The organism is Halomonas sp. KM-1, from assembly GCF_000246875.1.
Taxonomy (GTDB): Bacteria; Pseudomonadota; Gammaproteobacteria; order Pseudomonadales; family Halomonadaceae; genus Halomonas; species Halomonas aerodenitrificans.
Map to the genome: position 1 here is coordinate 86,100 of NZ_BAEU01000124.1, position 21,234 is coordinate 107,333.

At 64.9% G+C, this 21,234-nt stretch carries 19 protein-coding genes; 8 read left to right on the top strand and 11 right to left on the bottom strand.

What is annotated here, in order from left to right:
- Nucleotides 1-56: 56 nt before the first annotated feature.
- Genes B8115_RS14345 through B8115_RS14370 form a run of 6 tightly spaced genes read left to right on the top strand, consistent with a single transcriptional unit; the run spans nt 57 to nt 6,061 of the window.
- Nucleotides 57-980, top strand: coding sequence for an ABC transporter permease (locus tag B8115_RS14345; RefSeq protein WP_010628506.1), 924 nt, complete (start codon nt 57-59; stop codon nt 978-980).
- Between the two features lie 4 nt (nt 981-984).
- Nucleotides 985-1,836, top strand: a complete 852-nt coding sequence (locus B8115_RS14350; RefSeq protein WP_010628507.1) for an ABC transporter permease — start codon at nt 985-987, stop codon at nt 1,834-1,836.
- Nucleotides 1,833-3,602: a hypothetical protein gene (locus tag B8115_RS14355; protein ID WP_010628508.1), complete on the top strand. Its 1,770-nt coding sequence runs from the start codon at nt 1,833-1,835 to the stop codon at nt 3,600-3,602. Before B8115_RS14350 ends, B8115_RS14355 begins: the two co-directional genes overlap by 4 nt.
- A gap of 55 nt (nt 3,603-3,657) precedes the next feature.
- The gene (locus B8115_RS14360) at nt 3,658-4,419 is read left to right on the top strand and encodes a 5-oxoprolinase subunit PxpA (protein ID WP_274517423.1); all 762 of its coding nucleotides are present in this window, start codon (nt 3,658-3,660) and stop codon (nt 4,417-4,419) included.
- Between the two features lie 2 nt (nt 4,420-4,421).
- Nucleotides 4,422-5,126 carry a 5-oxoprolinase subunit PxpB gene (gene pxpB, locus B8115_RS14365; protein ID WP_010628510.1) on the top strand — a complete coding sequence of 235 codons (705 nt, stop codon included), beginning with the start codon at nt 4,422-4,424 and terminating at the stop codon, nt 5,124-5,126.
- On the top strand, nt 5,123-6,061 hold the full coding sequence (locus B8115_RS14370) for a biotin-dependent carboxyltransferase family protein (protein ID WP_010628511.1): 939 nt from the start codon (nt 5,123-5,125) through the stop codon (nt 6,059-6,061). Before pxpB ends, B8115_RS14370 begins: the two co-directional genes overlap by 4 nt.
- Nucleotides 6,062-6,082: 21 nt before the next feature.
- Here B8115_RS14370 and B8115_RS14375 read toward each other — a convergent pair whose 3' ends face one another.
- The 9 genes from B8115_RS14375 to B8115_RS14415 all read right to left on the bottom strand — a co-directional run bounded on the left by B8115_RS14375 (nt 6,083) and on the right by B8115_RS14415 (nt 14,628).
- The gene (locus B8115_RS14375; RefSeq protein ID WP_010628512.1) at nt 6,083-6,304 is read right to left on the bottom strand and encodes a hypothetical protein; all 222 of its coding nucleotides are present in this window, start codon (nt 6,302-6,304) and stop codon (nt 6,083-6,085) included.
- A 140-nt stretch (nt 6,305-6,444) separates the two neighbouring features.
- The gene (csiR, locus tag B8115_RS14380; RefSeq protein ID WP_026038136.1) at nt 6,445-7,131 is read right to left on the bottom strand and encodes a DNA-binding transcriptional regulator CsiR; all 687 of its coding nucleotides are present in this window, start codon (nt 7,129-7,131) and stop codon (nt 6,445-6,447) included.
- Between the two features lie 120 nt (nt 7,132-7,251).
- Nucleotides 7,252-7,872 (bottom strand): ABC-type transport auxiliary lipoprotein family protein, encoded by a 621-nt coding sequence (locus B8115_RS14385; protein WP_010628514.1) that lies wholly within the window; start codon nt 7,870-7,872, stop codon nt 7,252-7,254.
- Nucleotides 7,869-8,807: an MlaD family protein gene (locus tag B8115_RS14390; protein WP_010628515.1), complete on the bottom strand. Its 939-nt coding sequence runs from the start codon at nt 8,805-8,807 to the stop codon at nt 7,869-7,871. Before B8115_RS14390 ends, B8115_RS14385 begins: the two co-directional genes overlap by 4 nt.
- Nucleotides 8,807-9,610, bottom strand: a complete 804-nt coding sequence (locus tag B8115_RS14395; RefSeq protein ID WP_010628516.1) for an ABC transporter ATP-binding protein — start codon at nt 9,608-9,610, stop codon at nt 8,807-8,809. Before B8115_RS14395 ends, B8115_RS14390 begins: the two co-directional genes overlap by 1 nt.
- Complete coding sequence (locus B8115_RS14400) at nt 9,610-10,731, bottom strand: MlaE family lipid ABC transporter permease subunit (RefSeq protein ID WP_010628517.1); 1,122 nt, start codon at nt 10,729-10,731, stop codon at nt 9,610-9,612. Before B8115_RS14400 ends, B8115_RS14395 begins: the two co-directional genes overlap by 1 nt.
- A 246-nt stretch (nt 10,732-10,977) precedes the next feature.
- Nucleotides 10,978-11,787 (bottom strand): IclR family transcriptional regulator, encoded by an 810-nt coding sequence (locus B8115_RS14405; RefSeq protein ID WP_010628518.1) that lies wholly within the window; start codon nt 11,785-11,787, stop codon nt 10,978-10,980.
- A gap of 91 nt (nt 11,788-11,878) precedes the next feature.
- Nucleotides 11,879-13,087 carry a 3-oxoadipyl-CoA thiolase gene (locus B8115_RS14410; RefSeq protein WP_010628519.1) on the bottom strand — a complete coding sequence of 403 codons (1,209 nt, stop codon included), beginning with the start codon at nt 13,085-13,087 and terminating at the stop codon, nt 11,879-11,881.
- 17 nt (nt 13,088-13,104) lie between these two features.
- Nucleotides 13,105-14,628 carry a 3-hydroxyacyl-CoA dehydrogenase gene (locus tag B8115_RS14415; protein ID WP_010628520.1) on the bottom strand — a complete coding sequence of 508 codons (1,524 nt, stop codon included), beginning with the start codon at nt 14,626-14,628 and terminating at the stop codon, nt 13,105-13,107.
- A 213-nt stretch (nt 14,629-14,841) separates the two neighbouring features.
- Here B8115_RS14415 and B8115_RS14420 point away from each other — a divergent pair, with 213 nt between their 5' ends.
- Together B8115_RS14420 and B8115_RS14425 are read left to right on the top strand one after the other, a co-directional pair.
- Nucleotides 14,842-15,993, top strand: a complete 1,152-nt coding sequence (locus B8115_RS14420) for an acyl-CoA dehydrogenase family protein (RefSeq protein ID WP_010628521.1) — start codon at nt 14,842-14,844, stop codon at nt 15,991-15,993.
- Nucleotides 15,993-17,588 carry a class I adenylate-forming enzyme family protein gene (locus B8115_RS14425; protein ID WP_010628522.1) on the top strand — a complete coding sequence of 532 codons (1,596 nt, stop codon included), beginning with the start codon at nt 15,993-15,995 and terminating at the stop codon, nt 17,586-17,588. Before B8115_RS14420 ends, B8115_RS14425 begins: the two co-directional genes overlap by 1 nt.
- Nucleotides 17,589-17,682: 94 nt before the next feature.
- On the opposite strand, the gene B8115_RS14430 is transcribed toward B8115_RS14425, so the two are convergent.
- Nucleotides 17,683-19,110: an enoyl-CoA hydratase/isomerase family protein gene (locus B8115_RS14430; RefSeq protein WP_010628523.1), complete on the bottom strand. Its 1,428-nt coding sequence runs from the start codon at nt 19,108-19,110 to the stop codon at nt 17,683-17,685.
- An 82-nt stretch (nt 19,111-19,192) separates the two neighbouring features.
- The gene (locus tag B8115_RS14435; RefSeq protein WP_010628524.1) at nt 19,193-21,229 is read right to left on the bottom strand and encodes a TRAP transporter fused permease subunit; all 2,037 of its coding nucleotides are present in this window, start codon (nt 21,227-21,229) and stop codon (nt 19,193-19,195) included.
- Between the last annotated feature and the right edge of the window lie 5 nt (nt 21,230-21,234).

Genomic DNA, 21,234 nt, shown 5'->3' on the forward strand with positions numbered 1-21,234 from the left:
TTGGCTGGCTGCCGTTCCTCAGGGCGGCAGCTGGCTATCGCCCAAGGGAGCCAATTGTGGCAAAGTTCCTGTTCTATCGCTTACTCCAGGCCGTCTTTGTGGTCCTGGCGGTCACCTTGATCGTATCCTTCGCCATCCGTCTGACCGGTGACCCGGCCATCATGCTGGCCCAAGGCGCGGGGAGTATCACTGAGGCCGACCTCGCACGTATTCGCGAAGCGCTGGGGCTCAACCAGCCATTTATCGCTCAGTATCTGGATTTCCTGCGAGGCTTGCTGGTGGGGGATTTCGGCCGCAGTTTCATGGGTGGGACCCAGGTCAGTCATCTCATCGGGCGCGCCCTGCCGGCAACTCTTGCCCTGGCATTCGCTTCGCTGTTCATCTCCATCGTGATCTCCATTCCTCTGGGCATCAAGGCGGCAGTATCTCGCGGCCGTTGGCCGGACCAGTTGATCCGGGTGTTATCGCTAATAGGGCTTTCCTTTCCTAATTTCTGGTTGGCCATCATGTTGGTTCTGCTGCTTTCCATCACCTTCAACCTGCTGCCGCCCAGCGGCATGGAGGGCTGGACCAGCTTCATCATGCCCGCGGCCACCATGGGCATCATTCTGACTGCCACCAACGTCAGGCTAGTGAGAACCACCATGCTTGATACCTTGCGCTCTCAATACGTCATGGTAGCCAGAGCCAAAGGGCTCTCCAATTCGGTAGTGCTCTATAAACATGCTTTACGCAACTGTTCAATTCCGTTGATCACCTACTTTGGCCTGCAATTCGGCGGCCTGTTGGGAGGCATCGTGGTCGTGGAACGAGTCTTCAACTGGCCGGGGCTCGGTACGTTGGCCTTCGAGGCCGTAGCAGCGCGCGACTACCCGGTGCTACAAGGCGTGATCACCGTGCTCTCATTGCTGATCATCACCATCAATCTTCTGGTGGACATCGCCTACGGGTTGGTCGATCCCAGGGTGCGCAAGGATTAGTGCTATGCTGTCTCTCAATTCTCCGTCAATACGCCGTTTCAAGAATTTCGAGTTCATCCTGGGCATTCTGCTGGTGGGGGGCATCACTTCAGCCATCCTGTTCTCCGATTGGCTGTTCCCCAGTGGGGGAAGCGGTATCAATCTCGCCATGCGCCTGGTACCGCCCATGACCGAGCCGGCCTATCCGCTGGGTACTGACCCCCTGGGGCGCGACTTGCTGGCAAGGGTGATCATCGGCGGCGAGATATCCCTCAAGGTTGGGGTTTATTCCGCGGTGGGGGCGGTGGTGATAGGCATCGTCATGGGGCTAGTTTCAGGCTACTACGGCGGCATCATCGACATGGTGGTAATGCGGTTTGCCGACGTGCAACTGGCGTTGCCCTTCATCTTGCTGGCGATCACTTTCATTGCGGTGATAGGTGGTGGCCTGACAAACATGATCATCCTTTTGATCATCTCTCAATGGGTGCAGTATGCGCGCCTGGTGCGGGGGTCCGTGCTGTCGCTCAAGGACCGTGAGTTCATTTTGTCGGCCAAGGCCATTGGGGTGCGCGATGTGCGCATCCTGTTCCAGCATCTGCTGCCGAACCTCATCGGCCCCGTGATCGTGCTGATGACACTCAACGTGGCCAACAACATTCTGCTGGAGAGTAGCCTGACTTTCCTCGGCCTGGGTGTCGACCCGTCAGTTCCGAGCTGGGGCGGCATGCTGGCTGAAGGCCGTACCTATTTGCAGACGGCGTGGTGGGTCAGCGTCTTCCCCGGGCTGGCGATTCTGTTGACCGTGCTGGGACTCAACCTGCTGGGCGACTGGCTGCGCGATGCCCTCGATCCAACCGGGAGGACCTCGCTGTGAGGAAGATCCTGCTCGAACAAACCTTCCAGCGTAGCGTCGACGCCCTGGTGGCCGAGTATGGCGGCCCCATGGCCCGCGATGGCTTGCTCGAAGTATGGGTGTTCGACGACTTGGCCTCTCGTCGGGAGGCCGAACGTGAATTGGCCCGTCATGGTGTCCGCGCGCATTTCCGTAGCGCTTACAAGCCGCTAGTACATTTTTTTCTTGAGGATGTCGGTGACCAGCCACTGGCGGCGGTGGTGGTACGTTATCCGTCACCGACGCTGTCGCCGCGCCGCTTTCTGCTGGAAGCCTACCCGCTGGCCGGTCTGCTGGGTGCTGGGGTGACACTAACCTGGGAACCCGTTGCAGTCGAAGCAGCCACGACCTGTTACGCCTATGAAGTGCAACTGATTAGCACCGACGGCACCGTGGAAAAGCATAGCGTTGCAGCACCCAACCGGTTACATCGTGATCACGTCGATATTCTGCAACTGTCGCCTTGCGGCTGGGTAAACTGGTGCTCCGAGGCAGGCGAGCGGCGCGACGAGCCGCTGTGCACCGACTACGAACAATTATTCAAGTCTGCCATGGAAGTGGTCATGGGGAGCGAGTGGCCGGTCGAGGCACTTCTTTTTGAGGAGCTGAACCTGCGGGTCGTTCTGCCTTGTCAGGATACGACTCTGGCGTACGGTGGAGAGCACATCAGCTTGGCGGAGGGGTTGCACGAGGACCTTTACTTCTCGTTGTTGGAATACTTCCAGCATCGTGCCGGTCTGCCGTTGGGCGACCGCTCGATCCAGCCTGGGCAGATCGTGCCGGAGGTCCTGACGCGTCTGGGTGCCGAACCCAGTGTCATCGTTACACTGCAGAGCCTGCACATATCGGAGCTGCCAATACCTCCCGATGTGCCGCTGGACAAGGCCGATCGACCACTGAGCGAATCCCAGATCAACACTCTGATCAAAGCGCTGGGACAGCGGACCCTGTGCTCCCACAGCCGTAGCGGGCGGCAAGTATTGGCGCGGTATCGTCCCGGAAGCGACAGAGCCGTGCTAATCAGTGCTGCTCAGCATGCTAACGAAACCTCGGGCATCGTGGGGGCTCTGCGGGCAGCCGCTGAACTGGACAAGCACGCGCATGCTCACTTCGTCATCTCCCCGTTGGAGAATCCAGACGGCTACCATCTTCGCCAGCGTCTGGCCGCTGAACAACCTAGCCATATGCACCATGCCGCACGTTATACCGCGTTCGGTAACGACCTGCAGGCGCAGCCGCTCGGCGGCGGTTTTGAGCACGCCATTCGCGAGCGGGCCATCGAGTGCAGCAGTGCCGGGCTACATGTGAATCTGCATGGTTATCCAGCTCATGAGTGGACTCGCCCGTTGACCGGCTACATTCCGCGTGGCTTCGAGATGTGGACGATCCCAAAGGGTTTCTTCCTGATCGTCCGCTACCGTGAGGGTTGGCAGCAACAGGCGCGGCGGCTACTCGAGGAGGTCATCCAGGACTTGGCGAACATCCCTGAGCTGGTCGCGCTCAATCGGCGCCAAGTTGCAGCTTTCGAAGCGCATGCGGGCGAATTCGATTTTTCCATTCTGCACGCCATTCCTTATCTGCTGATTCAGGATAATGCCCAGTTGACGCCTTTGATGTTGATCACTGAATACCCCGATGAGACGGTGTATGGCGATGCATTTACGCTAGCGCATGAAGCGCAGCGGGCAACGATTCTCAGCGCCTACACTCATTATCAACGTCTCGAGCTACCTCTCGAACTACCCTGAGCGTATTAACATTCACAGGTAGAGCCGCCTCCTATCGATGAGCTAGGTGACTAAAGTGTCTGAAAAGACTTTGCCATTACTCAATTGCGACATGGGCGAGAGCTTCGGCAACTACACGCTGGGGCTGGATGGCGAGGTCATGCCTTACGTGGACTGTGCCAATATCGCCTGCGGTTTCCATGCCTCCGATCCTCATGTGATGCGCCATGCGGTGCGCCTGGCGGTGGAGCATGGCGTCAAGGTCGGCGCCCATCCCGCCTATCCCGATCTGATGGGTTTCGGTCGTCGCTCCATGGCCTGTTCCCCCGCCGAAGTCGAGGATCTGGTGCTGTATCAGATCGGCGCGCTGGCCGGCATCTGTCAGGCGGAGGGAACGGCCGTTCGCTACGTCAAGCCGCACGGTGCGCTGTACAACGACATGGCACGGGACCCCGAGCTGCTGAGGGCCGTGATGCGCGCCGTGACCAGCTACGATCCGAGCCTGCCGCTGATGCTGATGGCAACCGCCGACCCGGAGCCGAGCCGCCAGCTGGCGGCGGAGATGGGCATCGCCATCTGGTTCGAGACCTTTGCCGATCGCGCCTACGATGCCGGCGGGCATCTCGTCTCACGCCGTTTGCCGGGGGCGGTGCACCATGACCAGGCAACCATCGTTGCCCAGGCCGTGCGCCTGGCTCGTGGCGAGCCGTTGGCGGCCATCGACGGTACGCCTCTGCAGCTGCCTTGCGATACGCTCTGCGTGCATGGCGACAATCCTGAGTCGGTAGCCGCCGTTCGAGCGATACGCGAGGCCTTCCACGAGCTGGAACGGGCGTGACGATGTCCGTGCAGATCGAGTTGACGGCCATGGACGTGCTCATGGTGCGTCTGTTCGACACCATCGACGAGGCCAACATGGGCTGGATCGTGGCGGCCGATCGCGCCCTGCGCGATGCCTTCGGCGCCGAGCTCATCGACCTGGTACCCTCCTACACCACGCTCATGCTGCACTACGATGCACTGCGGGTATCCCATGACGAGGCCATCGGGCGAATTCGGCGCGTGCTCGAACGCCTGGAGCCGGCCGACGCCGAGCTGGGCCAGTGTCATGAAGTGCCGGTCTGGTACGACCTCAGCGTCGGACCTGAGCTCCCCCGGGTGGCCGAACGAGCCGGCATCGCGGTGGACGAGGTGGTACGCCGCCACTGCGGTCGTGACTACTACGTCTTTGCCCTGGGCTTCGCCCCCGGTTACAGCTTCATGGGGCTGGTGGAAGAGGCGCTGGCCACGCCGCGGCTGAAAACGCCCAGACGCCGAGTGACCGCGGGCAGTGTAGGTATTGCCGATCGCCAGACTGCGATCTACCCGCTGACCTCGCCCGGCGGATGGAACATTCTCGGGCGTACCGCTTTCCCGCTCTTCGAACACGCCCGTCGCGGCGAGCCCCTGCTGAGGCCGGGTGACCGGGTCCGCTTCAAGTCCATCAGTCGCGAGGAGTTCGTGCAGCAGGGCGGCGATACGACAGCGCTGGAGAGCGCGTCATGAGTTCCGTCAGCCAAGGTGCGTTACGTGTCGTACAGGCCGGTCCGCTGGCACTGCTGGTGGACGATGGTCGCTTCGGGGTGCGCCATCTGGGGGTCACTCAGGGCGGGGCTGCCGATTGGTTCTCGTTCCGCTGGGCCAACTGGCTGTTGGGCAATGCGCTGGATGCCGCAGCGCTGGAAATCGTCATCGGTGGCGGTCTCGAGCTGGAAGCGGTGGCGGACTCGACGCTGGCGCTGATGGGGGCCGATCTCGATACCCACCTCGATGACCGTGCCCTGAAGCCTGGCGCCACGTTCACCATACGGGCCGGCCAACGCCTGGTCTTCCGTCAGCCGCGCAATGGTTTGCGGGCCTACCTGGCCGTGCCCGGCGGTCTCGAAGCCCCTCTGGTGCTGGGAAGTCGCAGCGCCACGCCCCGGGAGCAACTGGGCGGGCTGCACGGCGATGGGCGTACGCTGCAGGTCGGCGACAAGCTGGCGTGGAACGGCCGTGCCGTCACCGGCCGTCGGCTGCCGTTCGACCCGACAATCAACATGGTGCTTTCGGGAAACTGGCTGGCGCTGGTACCCGGCGCCCAGATCGGCCATTTCAGCGGTGCCAGCCTCTCTCAGGCCTTCAATCTGCCCTGGCGGGTCGACGATCGTGCCGATCGTATGGGGGTCAGGTTGGTGGGGCCGAAACTGCATTGCCAACTGGGCGGCATGATTTCCGAGGGCATACCGCTGGGCGCGGTACAGGTGCCGCCCGACGGCCAGCCGATCGTGCTGCTCAACGATCGTCAGACCATTGGTGGATATCCGCGTCTCGGTGCGCTGACGCCGCTTGCCGCGGCGCGGCTGGCCCAGTGCTTGCCGGGACAAGAAGTCAGGCTGGTGGCCACCGCTCGCGAGCATGCGCTGCACACGCATCGTCGCTGTCTGGCGGCCTTCCGCTGAGCGGAGAAGGGCCAGTGGAAATCAGGCACCCAGGCCGCTTTCGCGCAGCAGCTGATCGAGAGAGGGTCTGGCGGCGCCGGAAGGAGCGCTGATGGCTTCTTCCAGCAGCAGTTGGGATTCCATGTCGTGCATGCCCACGGCCAGGCAGCGTTCGATCAAGGCTCCCTTGCTCTGGCCGGTGTTCTGGGAGAGTCGCTCCAGGCGAAGTTCGATGTCACGTGAGAACCGCAGAAGGTGAGGCATGGTGCGCTCCATCGGGCCTTGGCAGCCGAGGCTGGGTCCGGCCGTGCTTGGATGGTATGTCCTTAACATAAACCGCCGGCGGCGGCCTGTCACCTGCGATTCTCGCGCAACGACATGACAGGGCAATGACCGAGCCGGTATCAGGCCAGGCCCCGTCGGGCCATGACCTGGGTGATGATGGGTACCGGGGTCATCAGGTGTTCGCGCATCATCTCGGCGGCGCGCGTGGCCTCGCGGGCCAGGATCACCTCGACCAGGGCGGCGTGCTCCTGACGCTTGCGCTCCAGCGCCTGCTCCGAGAAGACCGTTTCCTGCAGCCACAGATGGCGGTAGCGCTCCACCTGGTCGAACAGGCTCTCGCGCACCTGCAGCAGATGCGGCGAACGGCAGCCGCTGGCGATGGCGGTGTGGAATGCCTTGTGTCGTGCATCCCATACGTCCAACATTTCGTCGGGGCTGTTGACTTCCATGACCTTGGCCAGCGTGTGCGCCTTGGCCAGGATGTCCGCCTCCCAGGCGTCGTCGCCGCGCTCGATGGCCAGAGTCAGAATCAACCCTTCCAACTGGGCACGAGCATCGTAGATGTCGGCGAGCTCGGCCAGCGACATGGGCGCGACCCGGTAGCCGCGTTGGCTGATTGCGACCACCAAGCGCTCGGCGACCAGCTGCGACAGCGCTTCGCGCAGGGGACCGATACCCAACTGATAGCGCTCCTTGAGCCGGCTCATCAGCAGCTTTTCGCCGGGCTGGAAGACGCCTCGTGTGATGTCGCGTTTGAGCCAGCTGTAGGCGCTGATCCCGAGGTTCTGGCGTGGCGAGCTATCCATCGTCATTGTCGCTGTTTCCTTGCTTTTTCGCCCATGATAACCAAAGGCCACCGTTGGCGGTAACCACGCGACATTCATACCAAGTGTCTACATTTCATGCGACGGCTTTCTTCATGCGGGTCAGCGCTCACGCATTTGCATCACGCTCCAGTCGACGAGCTCCTGAGCCAAGCGGTCCGCGGCCGTGCCGAAGGCATCGACAACATGGTCGATGGATTCGCTGTCGGCCCGCTGGTAATGGAGAAAACGCTGGCTGGCCAGCAGGTGTTGCGTGCGGGCATCGATCAACCTTACGTCGAGGCGAATGACCGCTTCGGGATGACCGCTGCGGTACTCGCTGTGAAAGCTGCGCAAGTCGCTGTGCAGCTCCACGTCGGCGGTGGCGCCGCTGTCCTCGTGCACCACACCGGGCAGGCGGCCATCGTCATGAAAGGCGTCGAGCAGCCGATCGCGCAGCAATAGCGGCATGGTATCGGCCCAGCGTGCGCCGGCATAGACCTGAGGGCGGTTGGGCTGCGGCACGACGAGGATCCGTGTGCCATCGAGCAGCCCGGTGGCGCGCGGCGTGGCCAGGCGCAGGGTGGCGTCCACCGGGGCGGCCGAGGAAGGCGAGTTTGTCAGTGGCTGGGCCGGCAGATCGTAGAAGGCGACCGGCGTGCGTTCCGGCACGAATTGGCAGCCGCCGAGCGCCAGAGCCGCTGCCAACCAGACGAGCCAGGACAAACGCGGGCGATACCTCATGGGCTGAACTCCTCGACGCGGTCGCGTCCCAGCAGGAAGTTACGAGGATTCTCCTCCAGGCGGCGTACGATGCGGTTGAGAGAGGAGAGAGTGTTGCGTAGCTCGATGGTGGCCGGCCCCAGGCCCTGCACGCCGCGTATGCCGCTTTCGAGCGCCCCCTGGTTGTCGGCTAACAGCTCCTCGAGACTCTGGGCCGTGCGGGACAGGCTGGCCGTGAGTTGGCGGGTATCGATCAGGATGCCTTCGGCCTGACCCTGCATCATGCCGCCGGTGCGGCTGGCCAGGGAGCGGAATTCGGCCAGGGCGCGGGCGGCTTCCCGAGAGACCTCCTCCATGCTCTCGGCGAGCCGAACCGGGGCGTCGCCGATGGCGGCAAGCTGGGAGGTGGTACGCTCGAGGTTGGCCAGGATTCGCTCCACGCTTTCCACATTGTCTTCTGACAGCACCGCCTCCAGCCGTGACAGCACGCGATTGACGTTGCCCAGCAGCTCTTCGCTGTCGCTGAGCAGGGCGCCCAGCGGCGATTGATCGGCAACGATACGCGCCGGCCTTTCGCCGCGGGCGATCAGCAGCGGGCTCTCGGGCGTGCCGCCGTGCAGTTGGATCGACATGCTGCCGGTAATGTTGGCCAGCGCCAGGCGCGCCCGGGTGTCCTGGCGAATCGGCACCTGGCTCTCGACGCGAATGAGGGCCATGACGTTGCGCGGGTCAGCCGGGTCGAGGCGCAGTTCCACGACGTCACCGACCCTGACGCCGCTGTATTCCACGGCGTTGCCCTCCGACAGGCCGCTGACACCATGGTTGAACAGCACTTCGTAATGGGTAAAAGCCTGGGCGCGAGTACTCTGGTTGAGCCACAGGGCGAACAGCACGCCGCCGACGATTGTCAGCACGACGAACAGGCCGATCACGACATGGTGCGCGCGGGTTTCCATCAGCGTCGTTCCCCCTCTGGTAATGTGGATTGCTGCGCCGCCTTGTTTGCCGCGCGGCCTCGCGGACCGTGAAAATAATCGCGTATCCAGGGATCGTCGGTGGCTTCCACCACCGACAGTGTATCGGCCACCAGCACGCGCTTTTGGGCGATGACGGCGACCCGGTCGCAGCTCGAGTACAGCGTATCGAGATCGTGGGTGACCAGAAAGACGCTGAAGCCCAGGGCATCGCGCAGGGTCACCAGCAGGCGGTCGAAGGCGGCGGCGCCGATAGGGTCGAGGCCAGCGGTGGGCTCGTCGAGGAACAGCACTTCCGGATCGAGGGCCAGAGCGCGAGCCAGTGCGGCGCGCTTGATCATGCCGCCGGAGAGCGCCGCGGGGTCGAGTCGGGCAGCATCGGCAGGCAGCCCTGCCAGGGCCAGCTTGACCCGCGCCAGGCGTTCGGCATCAACGCGCGACAGGCCGGCATGCTCGATCAGCGGCAGGGCGACGTTCTCCTGAAGGTTGAGCGAGGAGAACAGGGCGCCGCGCTGGAACAGCACACCAAAGCGACGTTCGATGCTGGCACGGCGGCTGGAAGGCAGACGCTGCAGCTCCTCGCCGAAGACACGGATGGAGCCGCCATCGGGTCGCTTGAGGCCGACGATGCTGCGCAGCAGTACCGACTTGCCGGTGCCGGAGCCACCCACCACGCCAAGTATCTCGCCGCGCCGTATGTCCAGATCGAGGCCGTCGTGCACTACATGCCGGCCGAAGCGGTTGACCAGGCCGCGAATCTCGACGATGGGTTCCGAACCGCGCATCACCAGCCCATCTCCATGAAGAACAGCGCGGCCAGGGCATCGAGCAGGATCACCATGAAGATCGATTGCACCACGCTCGAGGTGGTGTGCTCGCCCACCGACTGGGCGCTGGCCTCGGCCTTGAACCCTTCCAGACAGCCGATCACGGCGATCACGAAGGCGAACAGCGGTGCCTTGGCGATTCCCACTAGGAAGTGACCCAGGGGAATGTCGCGCTGCACGATGGCGAGGAATTGGGCAAAGGAGATGTCGAGCGCCATGGCACACACCAGCGCGCCGCCGAACATGCCACAGAGCATGCCGATCAGGGTCAGGATCGGCAGGCTGATGGTCATGGCGAGTACCCGAGGCAGCACCAGCAACTCCATGGGGTCGAGCCCCTGGGCGCGCAGAGCGTCGAGCTCTTCGTTGGCCTTCATCGAACCGATCTGGGCGGTGAAGGCGCTGGCGGTACGGCCGGCCAGCAGGATGGCGGCGAGCAGCACGCCGAATTCTCGCAGAAAGGCATAAGCGACCAGGTTCACCGTGTAGATGGTGGCACCGAAGTCGCGCAGTACCGTGGCGCCCAGAAAAGCCACCACTGCGCCCACCAGAAAGGTGAGCAGGGCGACGATGGGGATGGCGTTGAGTCCGGTTTGCTGTACGTGCGCCACCAGCGAGGTGAGACGCCAGCGCCAGGGGGTGAGTAGCGTGGTCAGCAGCGTGCTCAGGGTCAGGCCGATGAAAGCGATCAACTGAAGCTGCTGGCGGGCGAGCTGCTCGACTATCTGCCCCAGGCTGGCCAAGGCCGCCAATGGGGCAGGCCGGGGCGCAGGCGGTGGCACCGGGCTGGTGCGGGAGGCTTCGGCCACTGCCTCGAGCAGTGCCTGGCGCTCCGGGGGCAGGCCGGGTGCCCACTGAGCGACCTCCAGCACGGCGTCGGGGCCCAGCAGGTCGACCAGCAGCGAAGCGCCTGAGGTATCCAGCTCGCCGAGCTTGGTCAGGTCGACCGAGTCGGCCTCATGAACCCGCGCCACGGCGTCCCTGAGCCTGGCATAGTGCGGCAGGGTCCAGTCGCCCACGGCGCTGAGGCGGTGGGCCTGCTGTTCCAGCATGCCGGGACGGGAAGCGGTGTCGGGCATGGTGAGTGGTGCTTCTCTCCCTGAAATGGTGGCTTAGAAACACTGCATAAATGCCTGCGCGAGCGTATCGCTGCGTTGCGCGGAATCCTCACCTATACCCCATAGGCTCCGTTTCCTGTGCTCCGTGCGCTACATCTCGCTCGCCAATTTCTTCAGCGCTTTCATAGATAATTTCACCATCACTATATCGTCATACGCCGTTGGGCGACAGCGGCCCGGGCTTGCCTGGCGCGAGTTCGCGCTGGGTCAGCCGGTGCCGTGCTCGAGCTCGCCGAGAATGCGGCGTGCCACTTCCTTCAGCCGCGGCCCCAGGTTGTCGATCATGATCGAATGACTCAGCCGATGGGCGGCTCCGCCGCAGTTGATTGCCATCACCTCGGCACCATCCTCGAGCACCAGAGGAGTGGCAACGGCACTGATCTGCGACTGCCAGTCGCCTTCGGAGAGACAGAAGCCGTAGCGGGCGTAGTCCTCCTGGCTGCGCCTGATGCCCTTTTCCAGCGCTGGCCAGTCGGCGCCGTGGGCCCTGGCCAGGTCTGCCATGACCGCTTCACGACGGGACTCGGAAAGACCGCAGAGCCAGGCGCGCCCGATGGCGGTGGTCGCCATCGGCAAGCGCGAACCGACGTCGAGCCGCACGATCAGCGGGCCGCTGCCGTGGCAGCTCTCGATATACACCATCTCGGTCTTGTCGGCCGCTCCCAGGCTGACGTTGCAGTCGGTGGCCTCGGCGAACTGCTGCATGAAGGGGCGGGCGATCTCGCGGATGCCCTGACTGGCCAGGAAGCGGTAGCCCAGGGCCAGGATGCCGGGCCCCAGGCGGTATTTCTCCAGCCGCGTGTTGTGGCGTAGATAACCGAGCTGGGTCAGCGTATAGGTCAGCCGCGACACCGTGGGCCGGGGAATTCCGGTACGACTGGAAAGTTCGGCATTGCCGAGATATTCCTCACCGGGGGCAAAGGCGCGCAGCAGTTCGAGACCGCGGGCCAGGGCAGTGACGAAGTTGCGGTCCTTGGTCGATGGGGCGTCGTCTTCCAGCGGGGCGGGCTTGTTCATGGCGGTTCCCTGTCGCGAAATCGTTTGGCGGAGTATCGCATAATGCTCCGGGCGGGTGCGTTGGAGGCGCCGGCCCGGGGCGGTGTGACGATCAGCCGTTCATTCTTTCGATGATGCAGGCGATGCCTTGCCCGACGCCGATGCACATGGTGACCAGCGCGTAGCGGCCACCGCCGTCTTCGAGCTGACGCAGGGCGGTGAGGACCAGGCGAGCCCCGGAAGCTCCCAGCGGGTGACCGATGGCAATGGCCCCGCCGTTGGCATTGAGCCGGCTGTCGTCGGGGTCGAGTCCGAGCTGCTGGGCGCATCCCAGCACCTGCACGGCGAAGGCCTCGTTGATCTCTATCACGTCCATCTGCGCGAGGGTCAGGCCGGCACGTTCCAGCGCCTTGCGGCTGGCCGGTACCGGCCCCAGCCCCATCACCCGAGGAGGTACCCCGGCCACGGCGCTGGCCACGATACGTGCCCGCGGAGCCATGCCCGCCCGCTCGCCGGCGGTCAGACTGCCGACGATCAGCGCCGCGGCGCCGTCGTTGAGACCGGAGGCGTTGCCGGCAGTGACCGCGCCGCCTTCGAACAGTGAGCCGAGCCGGGCCAGCTTGTCGACGTTGGTACCCGGGCGTGGGTGCTCGTCGCGGTTCACTGTCAGTGGCGGCTGCTTGCGCCCCTGGGGCACCTCGACGGCCAGCAACTCGTCGTCATAGAAGCCGCGGGCCAGGGCTTCGGCGTAGCGCGCCTGGGAGCGGGCGGCGAAGAGATCGCTCGCCTCGCGGCCGATGCCCAGGTCGTGAGCCACGTTGTCGGCGGTCTCGGGCATGCTGTGGCTGCCGTACTCGCGGGCCAGCCAGGGGTTGGGGAAGCGTGAACCGATCACGGTGTCGTACAGCGGCTGGTTGCGGGCGAAGGGCGACTCCGCCTTGCCCAGCACGTAAGGCGCCCGCGACATCGACTCCACGCCACCGGCCAGGAACAGCTCGCCCTCGCCGAGTCGGGTCGCCCGGGCGGCATCGATCACCGCAGCCAGGCCGCTGCCGCACAGGCGATTGAGCGTCTGGGCCGCCACCTCGACCGGCAGGCCGGCCAGTAGCCCCGCGTGACGGGCCACGTTGCGCGAGTCCTCGCCGGCCTGGTTGGTGCAGCCTGCCAGCACTTCTTCGTAGGCGCCGGCTGCAAAGCCGTTGCGCTCGACCAGCGCCTTCAGCACATGCCCCAGCAGGTCGTCGGGACGCACCGCAGCCAGGCTACCGCCGTGGCGGCCGAAAGGTGTACGCAGCCCGTCATAGATATAAGCGTCTTGCATGGTGGCTCCTTGGGGCATTAGGCGGCTGTCAGCGGCATGTCGAGGGTCGCACGGCGGCGCAGCCAGGGGCTGGCGCGATAGCGGGGATCGCCGGTGGCGGCCAGCATGTTGTCGAGAATGGTGAGGATCCGACGGCTGCCGTAGTGGTCGCCCATGGCTAGCGGCCCGTGGGGATAGCCCAGCCCCAGCTCCACGGCGCGGTCGATGGTGTTCGGCGCGGCCACGCCCTGCTGGGCGATCTCGCAGCCGACGTTGACGATGCAGGCCACCACCCGCTGCAGCACGAAGCCATGGCTGTCGTCGAGCACGCTGACCGGCGTGCCGTCGTGGCCCAGCAGGGCCATCGCGGCATCGCGATAGTCCGCCTGGGTGGCCGGCGTGGTCATCAGGCTGCGGCGTCGTTCGAGGCCGGCCAGCAGGTCCACGGCCACGCAGCGCCCAGCGGGCAGCCCCAATCGCAGGGCACAGGCGGTGGCATCCTCACCCAGCGGCGCGACCAGGCAGAGCGCCTCGGCCGAGGGCGCCTCACCGCTCTCTACTGACCAACCCGCAACGCGTACCAGTTCGGTGAGCTGGCGGCGGGCCCCGTCATCCTCTGCGCCGATCCAGACCGGGCGCGGTTCGGCCGGGGGCGGCGGCGTCTCGTCGGGCACCTGGGTCTTGCCTTCCACATAGCGGTAGAAGCCTTCGCCCGTCTTGCGTCCGAGCAGGCCAGCCGTGAGGCGCTGACGAGTGAGCGGTGAGGGGCGAAAGCGCGGCTCCTCGTAGTACTGCTGGTAGATCGACTCCATTACCGCATGGGAAACGTCGAGCCCGGTGAGATCGAGCAGGGCGAAGGGCCCCATGCGGAAGCCGCCCTGATCGACCAGGATGCGGTCGATGGTGACATGATCGGCGACACGCTCGCCGAGAATACGCAGCGCTTCGGTGCCGAAAGCACGCCCGGCGTGGTTGACCAGGAAGCCCGGGGTGTCGGTAGTACGCGCAGTGAAGTGACCCATGGCCTGGCCCAGTGCTTCGACCCGGTCGGTGACGTCGCTTGCGGTGCGCAGCCCCGGAATCACCTCGACGATCTTCATCAACGGTACCGGGTTGAAGAAGTGAAAGCCGATCACGCGCTGCGGACGACGACAGGTGGAGGCAATCGCCGTCACTGAAAGCGACGAGGTATTGGTGGCGAGTACCGCCTGGTCGTCGAGAATCTCCTCGAGCTGCTCGAACATCGCCTGTTTGGCTTCGAGCTTCTCGACGATGGCTTCGATGACCATATCGCACCCGGCAAGATCGCCAAGAGTGACGGCTTCCTTCAGGTTGGCACGACAGCGCTCGGCTTCTGCTTCGCTCAGGCGCTGCTTCTGTACGGCGCGTTGCCACATACCACCAACGAATTCCCGCGCCTCGGTTACGGCACCTTCGCGCAGGTCGTGAAGCATCACGGTCAATCCGGCCTGGGCGGCGATCTGAGCGATACCGCGGCCCATGGCACCGGTCCCGACGATACCCAGCGTCTTGAAGGGCGGGGTCGCTGTTGAGTTCGACATGGAGAGCTCCTCTGGGTATTTCTGTTCCGCTTTGCGGAACGAAATTTCGTTATATTGACTGCCATCCTAGGCTATGCCACATTACCTGACAATCAAATGCGGTCTTTTATTCTGCCTAGCGGAATCTTCTTAGAGAAATAAGGACAGATACGCTCACTAGTTTCAAGAGTGTCTCGTCCCGATCAGCCGCCTTTTCCTGCGTGAGGACACGTCATGATTCGCGACCCCGAACTGCTCGATCAGCTCATCGATACCATTTCCCGCTTCGTACGCGAGCGCCTGATCCCCAACGAAGCTCGGCTGGCTGAGGAGGACGCCGTGCCGGCGGAGCTGCTCGAGGAGATGAAGGAGATGGGGCTGTTCGGTCTGTCGATTCCGGAGGAGTACGGCGGCCTGGGGCTGACCATGGAGGAGGAGGCGCTGGTAGCAATGGAGATCGGCAAGACCTCGCCGGCCTTTCGCTCGGTCTTCGGTACCAACAACGGCATCGGCGCCCAGGGCATCCTGATCGACGGAACCCCGGAGCAGAAGGCCAGATACGTGCCGCGCCTGGCCACCGGCGAGCTGCTGAGCTCCTTCTGCCTCACCGAACCCGACGCCGGCTCGGACGCTGCCAGCCTGCGCACCACCGCGGTCCGCGATGGCGATCACTACGTGCTCAACGGCACCAAGCGTTTCATCACCAACGGCCCCGAGGCCGATGTGTTCACCGTCATGGCGCGTACCGATCCGAACAACAAGGGCGCCGGCGGCATCACCGCCTTCATCGTCGATGGCGACACCCCGGGGCTGAAGCGCGGCCCGGCGGACAACAAGATGGGTCAGAAGGGCGCCCATACCTGCGACATCATCTTCGAGGATTGCCGGGTGTCGGCCGCGAACATCATCGGCGGCGTAGAAGGAAAGGGTTTCAAGACTGCCATGAAAGTGCTCGACCGCGGCCGCCTGCACATCTCGGCGGTGTGCGTGGGCGTGGCTGAGCGGCTGGTCGAGGAGTCGCTCAACTACGCCATCGAACGCAAGCAGTTCGGCGTGCCGCTGGCCGAGCACCAACTGGTGCAGGCGATGCTCGCCGACAGCAAGACCGAAGCCTACGCCGGCCGCGCCATGGTGCTCGACGCCGCGCGGCGCAAGGATGCCGGTGAGAACGTCTCGACGCTGGCTTCCTGCTGCAAGCTGTTCTGTGCCGAGATGGTCGGCCGCGTGGCCGACCGGGCGGTGCAGGTGCATGGTGGCGCCGGCTACATGGCCGAATACGCGGTGGAGCGCTTCTATCGCGACGTGCGTTTGTTCCGTATCTACGAGGGTACGACCCAGATCCAGCAGGTGGTGATCGCGCGCAACATGGTGCGGGAGGTGAGCTGATGGCTTCGCTGTCCCGCCAGGCGCCCGACGAACTCATCTTCGGCCGCATGGCGAGCGAGCTGGTAGCCGAACTTCCTGAGCGAATCAGTACCCGGGTGCTGGAGAACGCCGAGCGCCTGGGCGCCGAGCCGGCGCTGGTCGATGGCGAGATTCGCTGGAGCTACGCCGAGCTGGGCCGTGAGATTCGTGCCGCCGCCGACTGGCTCGACTCGCTGAGCATTCGCCCGGGTGACCGCATCATGGCCGTGAGCGAGAACGGACGGGCGCTGGTCACGCTGCTGCTGGCAGCCAGCGAGCGAGACGCCTGGGTGGCCATCGTCAACTCGCGCCTCTCGGCCCGGGAGGTCGATGCGATCCGCGACAACTGCCAGCCGCGACGGGTGTTCTACACCAGCGAAGCCTCGCCGGACGCCGAGGCCCACGGTGAACGTCACGGCGCTGCCGTCCACGCATCCCCATCTCTGGGACGCTTGAGAATATCACCGCTGGCAGAAGTCGAGCCGGAGCCGGTCGAGGCCGGCGCCAATCAGGTGGCGGCGATGATCTACACCTCGGGCACCACCGGCACGCCCAAGGGGGTGATGCTGACCCACGGTGGCATCCTCTATATCGCCTCGCTCTCGGGGGGCATGCGTCACTTGTGCCAGGGCGAACGGGTCTACGGCGTACTACCGATGTCCCACGTGTTCGGCCTGTCATCGGTGTGCATGGGTTCGCTCTACAACGGCGCCTGCCTCTACAGCGTGCCACGCTTCGATGCTCCCGCCATGCTGGCGGCATTGGAGCATGAGCGCATCACCGTTCTGCAGGGCGTACCGGCGATGTTCGCCCGTACGCTCGAGTTTCTGCGTCGCGAAGAACGAGCGCTGGTGGCCCCCGCGCTGCGCTATATCTCCGCCGGCGGTTCGCCCCTCGACGGCGACCTCAAGGGGCGCGTCCAGGCGCTGTTCGGCCTCACGCTGCACAACGGCTACGGGCTCACCGAGGCGAGCCCGACCATTAGCCAGACCCGCATCGAGGATCGCTTCGACAGCAATACCGTGGGGCGGGTGCTGCCGCTGCTGGAGTACCGCCTCGTGCCGCTGGGTGAGAGCGGCGAGGACGAGCCCGATTACGCCGGTGCGGGTGAGCTGTGGGTACGCGGCCCCAACGTGATGAAAGGCTACTTCCGACAACCCACGGCCACTCGGGCCTGCCTCACCGAGGATGGCTGGCTCAACACCGGTGACATCGCCCGGCTCGACGAGGATGGCCAGCTCTACATCGTCGGTCGCAGCAAGGAGTTGATCATCCGCTCCGGCTTCAACATATATCCTCCCGACGTGGAGGCGGTGATCAACGAACATCCGGACGTCACCCTGTCGGCCGTGGTAGGGCGCCAGGTGGAAGGTGACGAGGAGGTGGTCGCCTTCGTCCAGTGCGAGCCCGGTGCCACGCTCAGCGAAGCCGAGCTGCGCGAGTTCATCGCCCCGCGGCTGGCGCCTTACAAGCGGCCCACGCGTCTGATCCTGATGGAGTCGCTGCCGGCCACCGCCAGCGGCAAGATCCTCAAGGGACGACTGCGCGACATGGTCGGTCGGGAGGGCATGGCATGAACAAGGCCGAACAGGCGCCGCTGATGGGTTATCACTGCCAGAAAGTCCCGTAGTTCGCAGCGAAATGCCTGCTCCTCTGGGGTGAAGTCGAGGTTCATGAGACACGCTCCCCGCCAACGGCCTGGCTGGCCTGACGGTGGGGGCCGCCCAGGTGGCGAGGGTAGCCGAGCGCCTCGATGGCGAGCAGGTCGATATCGCTTTCGCGATAGGCCCAGTCGCGCTCGGCCAGCATCAGGCTCGCGGCTTCCATGGCCGCCCGGGGATTGGCGGCATCGTCACCTGCCGCCTTGGCCAGTGACGCCAGTAGGCTGCCCTGACGGCTGACCACCACGGGCAGGCGCAGCGCCTTGAGTGCATTCGCCACGGCCTGCTGCTGCTCGGCGTCGGCGTGCAGGGCGACCAGTTCCGCCATGCTGCTATCGGCCAGGACCAGGGCCAGATCGGCGGCCGCGGTATCGAGCTCCTGTGCTGCCTCGGGAGTCAGCACAGCGATCTTCAAGCAAGCCTCGGGGCAAGCCGAGTCGGCGCCAGGGGTGACCAGGCAGGCCTGGGTATTGGCATCCGGGGCCGCCGTGAGTTCGATGCCGGCTCGCTCGGCCTTGCTGCGCAGGCGCTCGAACAGCGGGTGCGTACCGAGCAGGGCGAGGCGGGTCAGTGCTGCTGCCTCGCCGGCGTCGGGCACCTTGTGCGGTGCGCGTGCGGCGAAGAAGGCGTGGATCAGCCCGGCACGCTGAGGCGAGTCCATGCAGGCGAAGAACAGCTCACGCTCGCGGCGCAGGCCATCGACCAGACTGCCTTCACTACTCAAGGCAATCGCTTCGACGCAGCGGAAGGGGGAGTAGAGCTCCGGCACCTCGCTTTTCAGCTGGGTCCGGTAGCGCTCGATGGCCGCCGGATCGGCAGAGGGGGGCGGCAACTCACCGGTGACCCGTGGCGTAAGTTTGCCGGCCAGAACATCACGCGCTACCGCCAGGCCCACCTCGAGCGGGTCGTCAGCGTCCACCACGGCGTCGACGATGCCCAGGGCAAGTGCCTCTTCGGCATCGGCAAAGCGACCGCTGGTGATCAGATCGAGGGCCGCCTCGACGCCGGTCAGGCGTGGAAGCCGCTGGGTGCCACCGGCGCCGGGCAGCAACCCCAGCTTGACCTCGGGCAGGCCCACCTTGGTGCCGGGCAAGGCTATGCGCAGCTGACAGCCCAGCGCCACCTCGAGGCCGCCTCCCAGCGCGGTGCCGTGCAGTACGGCAACGATGGGTTTGCCGCTGGCTTCGAAGGTAGCGATCACCTCCGGCAGAATCGGCGCCTGGGGCGGCTTGCCGAACTCGCGAATGTCGGCGCCGGCAATGAAGGTACGGCCGCGCGCGACGAGTACCAGCACCCGGGCCTCGCTATCTTCGCTGCCCCGCATGACGGCATCCATCAGGCCCTGGCGAACGGCTTGGCCCAGGGCGTTGACCGGCGGGTTGTCGATGGCGATCACGCCGATGTCGTCATGGCGCTGGTAGCTGACCGGAGTCGTCATGGTGCGTGGCTCCCATTGGCTGGGCTTGGGTTAGTTGAGTTGGTCGAGTCAGTTGGGTTGGGCGAATAACGCATACGGTAGCTCATCGATCGATAGGATGGGTCAGCGTCGTTGCCCGTGGCCGTGGCCGTGGCCGTGCCTGGCGCCGGCTCCAGCGCGCCAGCAGTACGGCAGGCACCAGGGCGGCGAGGGCGTAGGCGAACAGCTCGAGCTGGCTGAGCGGTACCATGCCGCCACCGGGTAGGGCGAACAGCAGGCCGGCCATCAGCACCAGGCCGCGAGAGACGATTTCGCTCACGGCGCCGATACCGAGCCGGCCGACACCGATCAGATAACCCTGCATGGCGGAGGCGAACAGCACGATGCCGATCAGCGCCTGGACGAAGACCAGGCCTATCTGCAGCGGCTCGCCCTGCATGATCAACGCCGGATTGAGCACGAACAGGAAGGGAATGAAGTAGATCACGCTGCCCAGACGCATGGCCTGCAGCCCGGTAGCCATGGGCCGCGCGCCGGCCACGGTGGCGGCGGCAAAGGCACCGAGCGCCACCGGCGGGGTGATGAAGCTGAGCATGCCCCAGTAGAGGATGAACATGTGCACTGCCATGGGGTCGAGGCCGCCGCCCTGGATCAGCGCCGGGGCCAGGGCCACGGCGAGGAAGATATAGGCCGCGGTAACCGTCATGCCGATGCCCAGCACGAAGCTGGTCAATGCCCCCATGATCAACAGCAGCGGTACGCTGCCGCCGGCGATATGAATGAAGTCGTTGGCGATGGTGCCGGAGAGCCCGGTCATCGACAGCGCACCCACCAGCATGCCGACACCGGCGAGAATGGCGATCAGCTCGGCGAACAGCTTGGCCGCCGAGGAGAGCGCCTCGCCCAGTTCGCGCCAGCCCCAGCGGTTGCGGCGCGAGAACTGGTTGAGCACCAGTAGCAGTGCGGTAGCGTAGAAGGGTGCTACCGCCTCACGCTGCATCACCAGCAGCATCCACACCAGCAGGGCGAAGACGAAGATGAAGTACCAGCCCTGCTTGAGGGTCTGTACCAGTGAAGGCAACTCGACGGCCGGCAGTCCCTTGATGTCGTGACGCGCGGCGTAGGCGTCGATCTGGATGAACAGACCGAGGAAATAGAGAATCGAGGGGATGACGGCGGCCAGCGCCACGGCGGAATAGGGCACGTCGAGGAACATCGCCATGACGAAGGCAGTGGCGCCCATTACCGGCGGCATCAGTACCCCGCCGGTGGAGGCGCAGGCTTCCACGCCCCCGGAGAACGAGCGCCCCATGCCGATGCGGCGCATGGCGGGAATCGACAGCACGCCGGTGGTCAGCACGTTGCTGATCACGCTGCCGCTCATCGAGCCCATCAGACCGCTGGAGAAGATCGAGACCTTGGCCGGCCCGCCGCGCACGTGCCCCAGCAGGGAGAAGGCCAGGTCGATGAAGAACTTGCCGCCGCCGCTTTTCTGCAGTACCACGCCGAACACGAGAAAGCCGATCACCAGACCGGCGAAGGCCTGCAGCGGTACGCCCATGATGCTCTCGGTGCTCATGGTGTGGTACATGGCGGTCTCCTCCAGGGTGGAGGGGAACGCCTGGATGGGCCCCGGCACGATGTCGGCTACCAGCGGGTAGAGCGAGAAGGCGGCCACGATCACGGCGATGGGCCAGCCACCGGCGCGCCGGGCCGCTTCGACGATCAACAGCCACCAGGCGTAGCTGGCCATGATGGCGGTATCCGGCGCGGCGAACGCCCAGCCGCGTTCGAGAATCGGTTCGGCGTGGTAGACGAAGTAGCCGCCGACGATCAGCGTGGCCAGACTCAGCGCGTAGTCGTACCAGGGAATCGGACGCTGCTGCAGCGCCGGCGTGATCGGCCACAGCAGATAGACCAGCGGTAGCAGCAGTGCCACCACGGCATAGTAGAACTGGGTTTCCAGCCCGGTGACGAAGCGCAGCCAGCCGAGATTGAACAGGTAGTCCAGCGTCATCGCCATCAGTACCACGGTCACCGCGCCGGGAATCCAGCGCAGCGCGACCGGCAGCGTGCGGATGTGGGTGACCTTCTCCTTCAGCTGGCGCGTCGATTCGTTAGGGGCGTTAGGTGTGGTCATGGCGG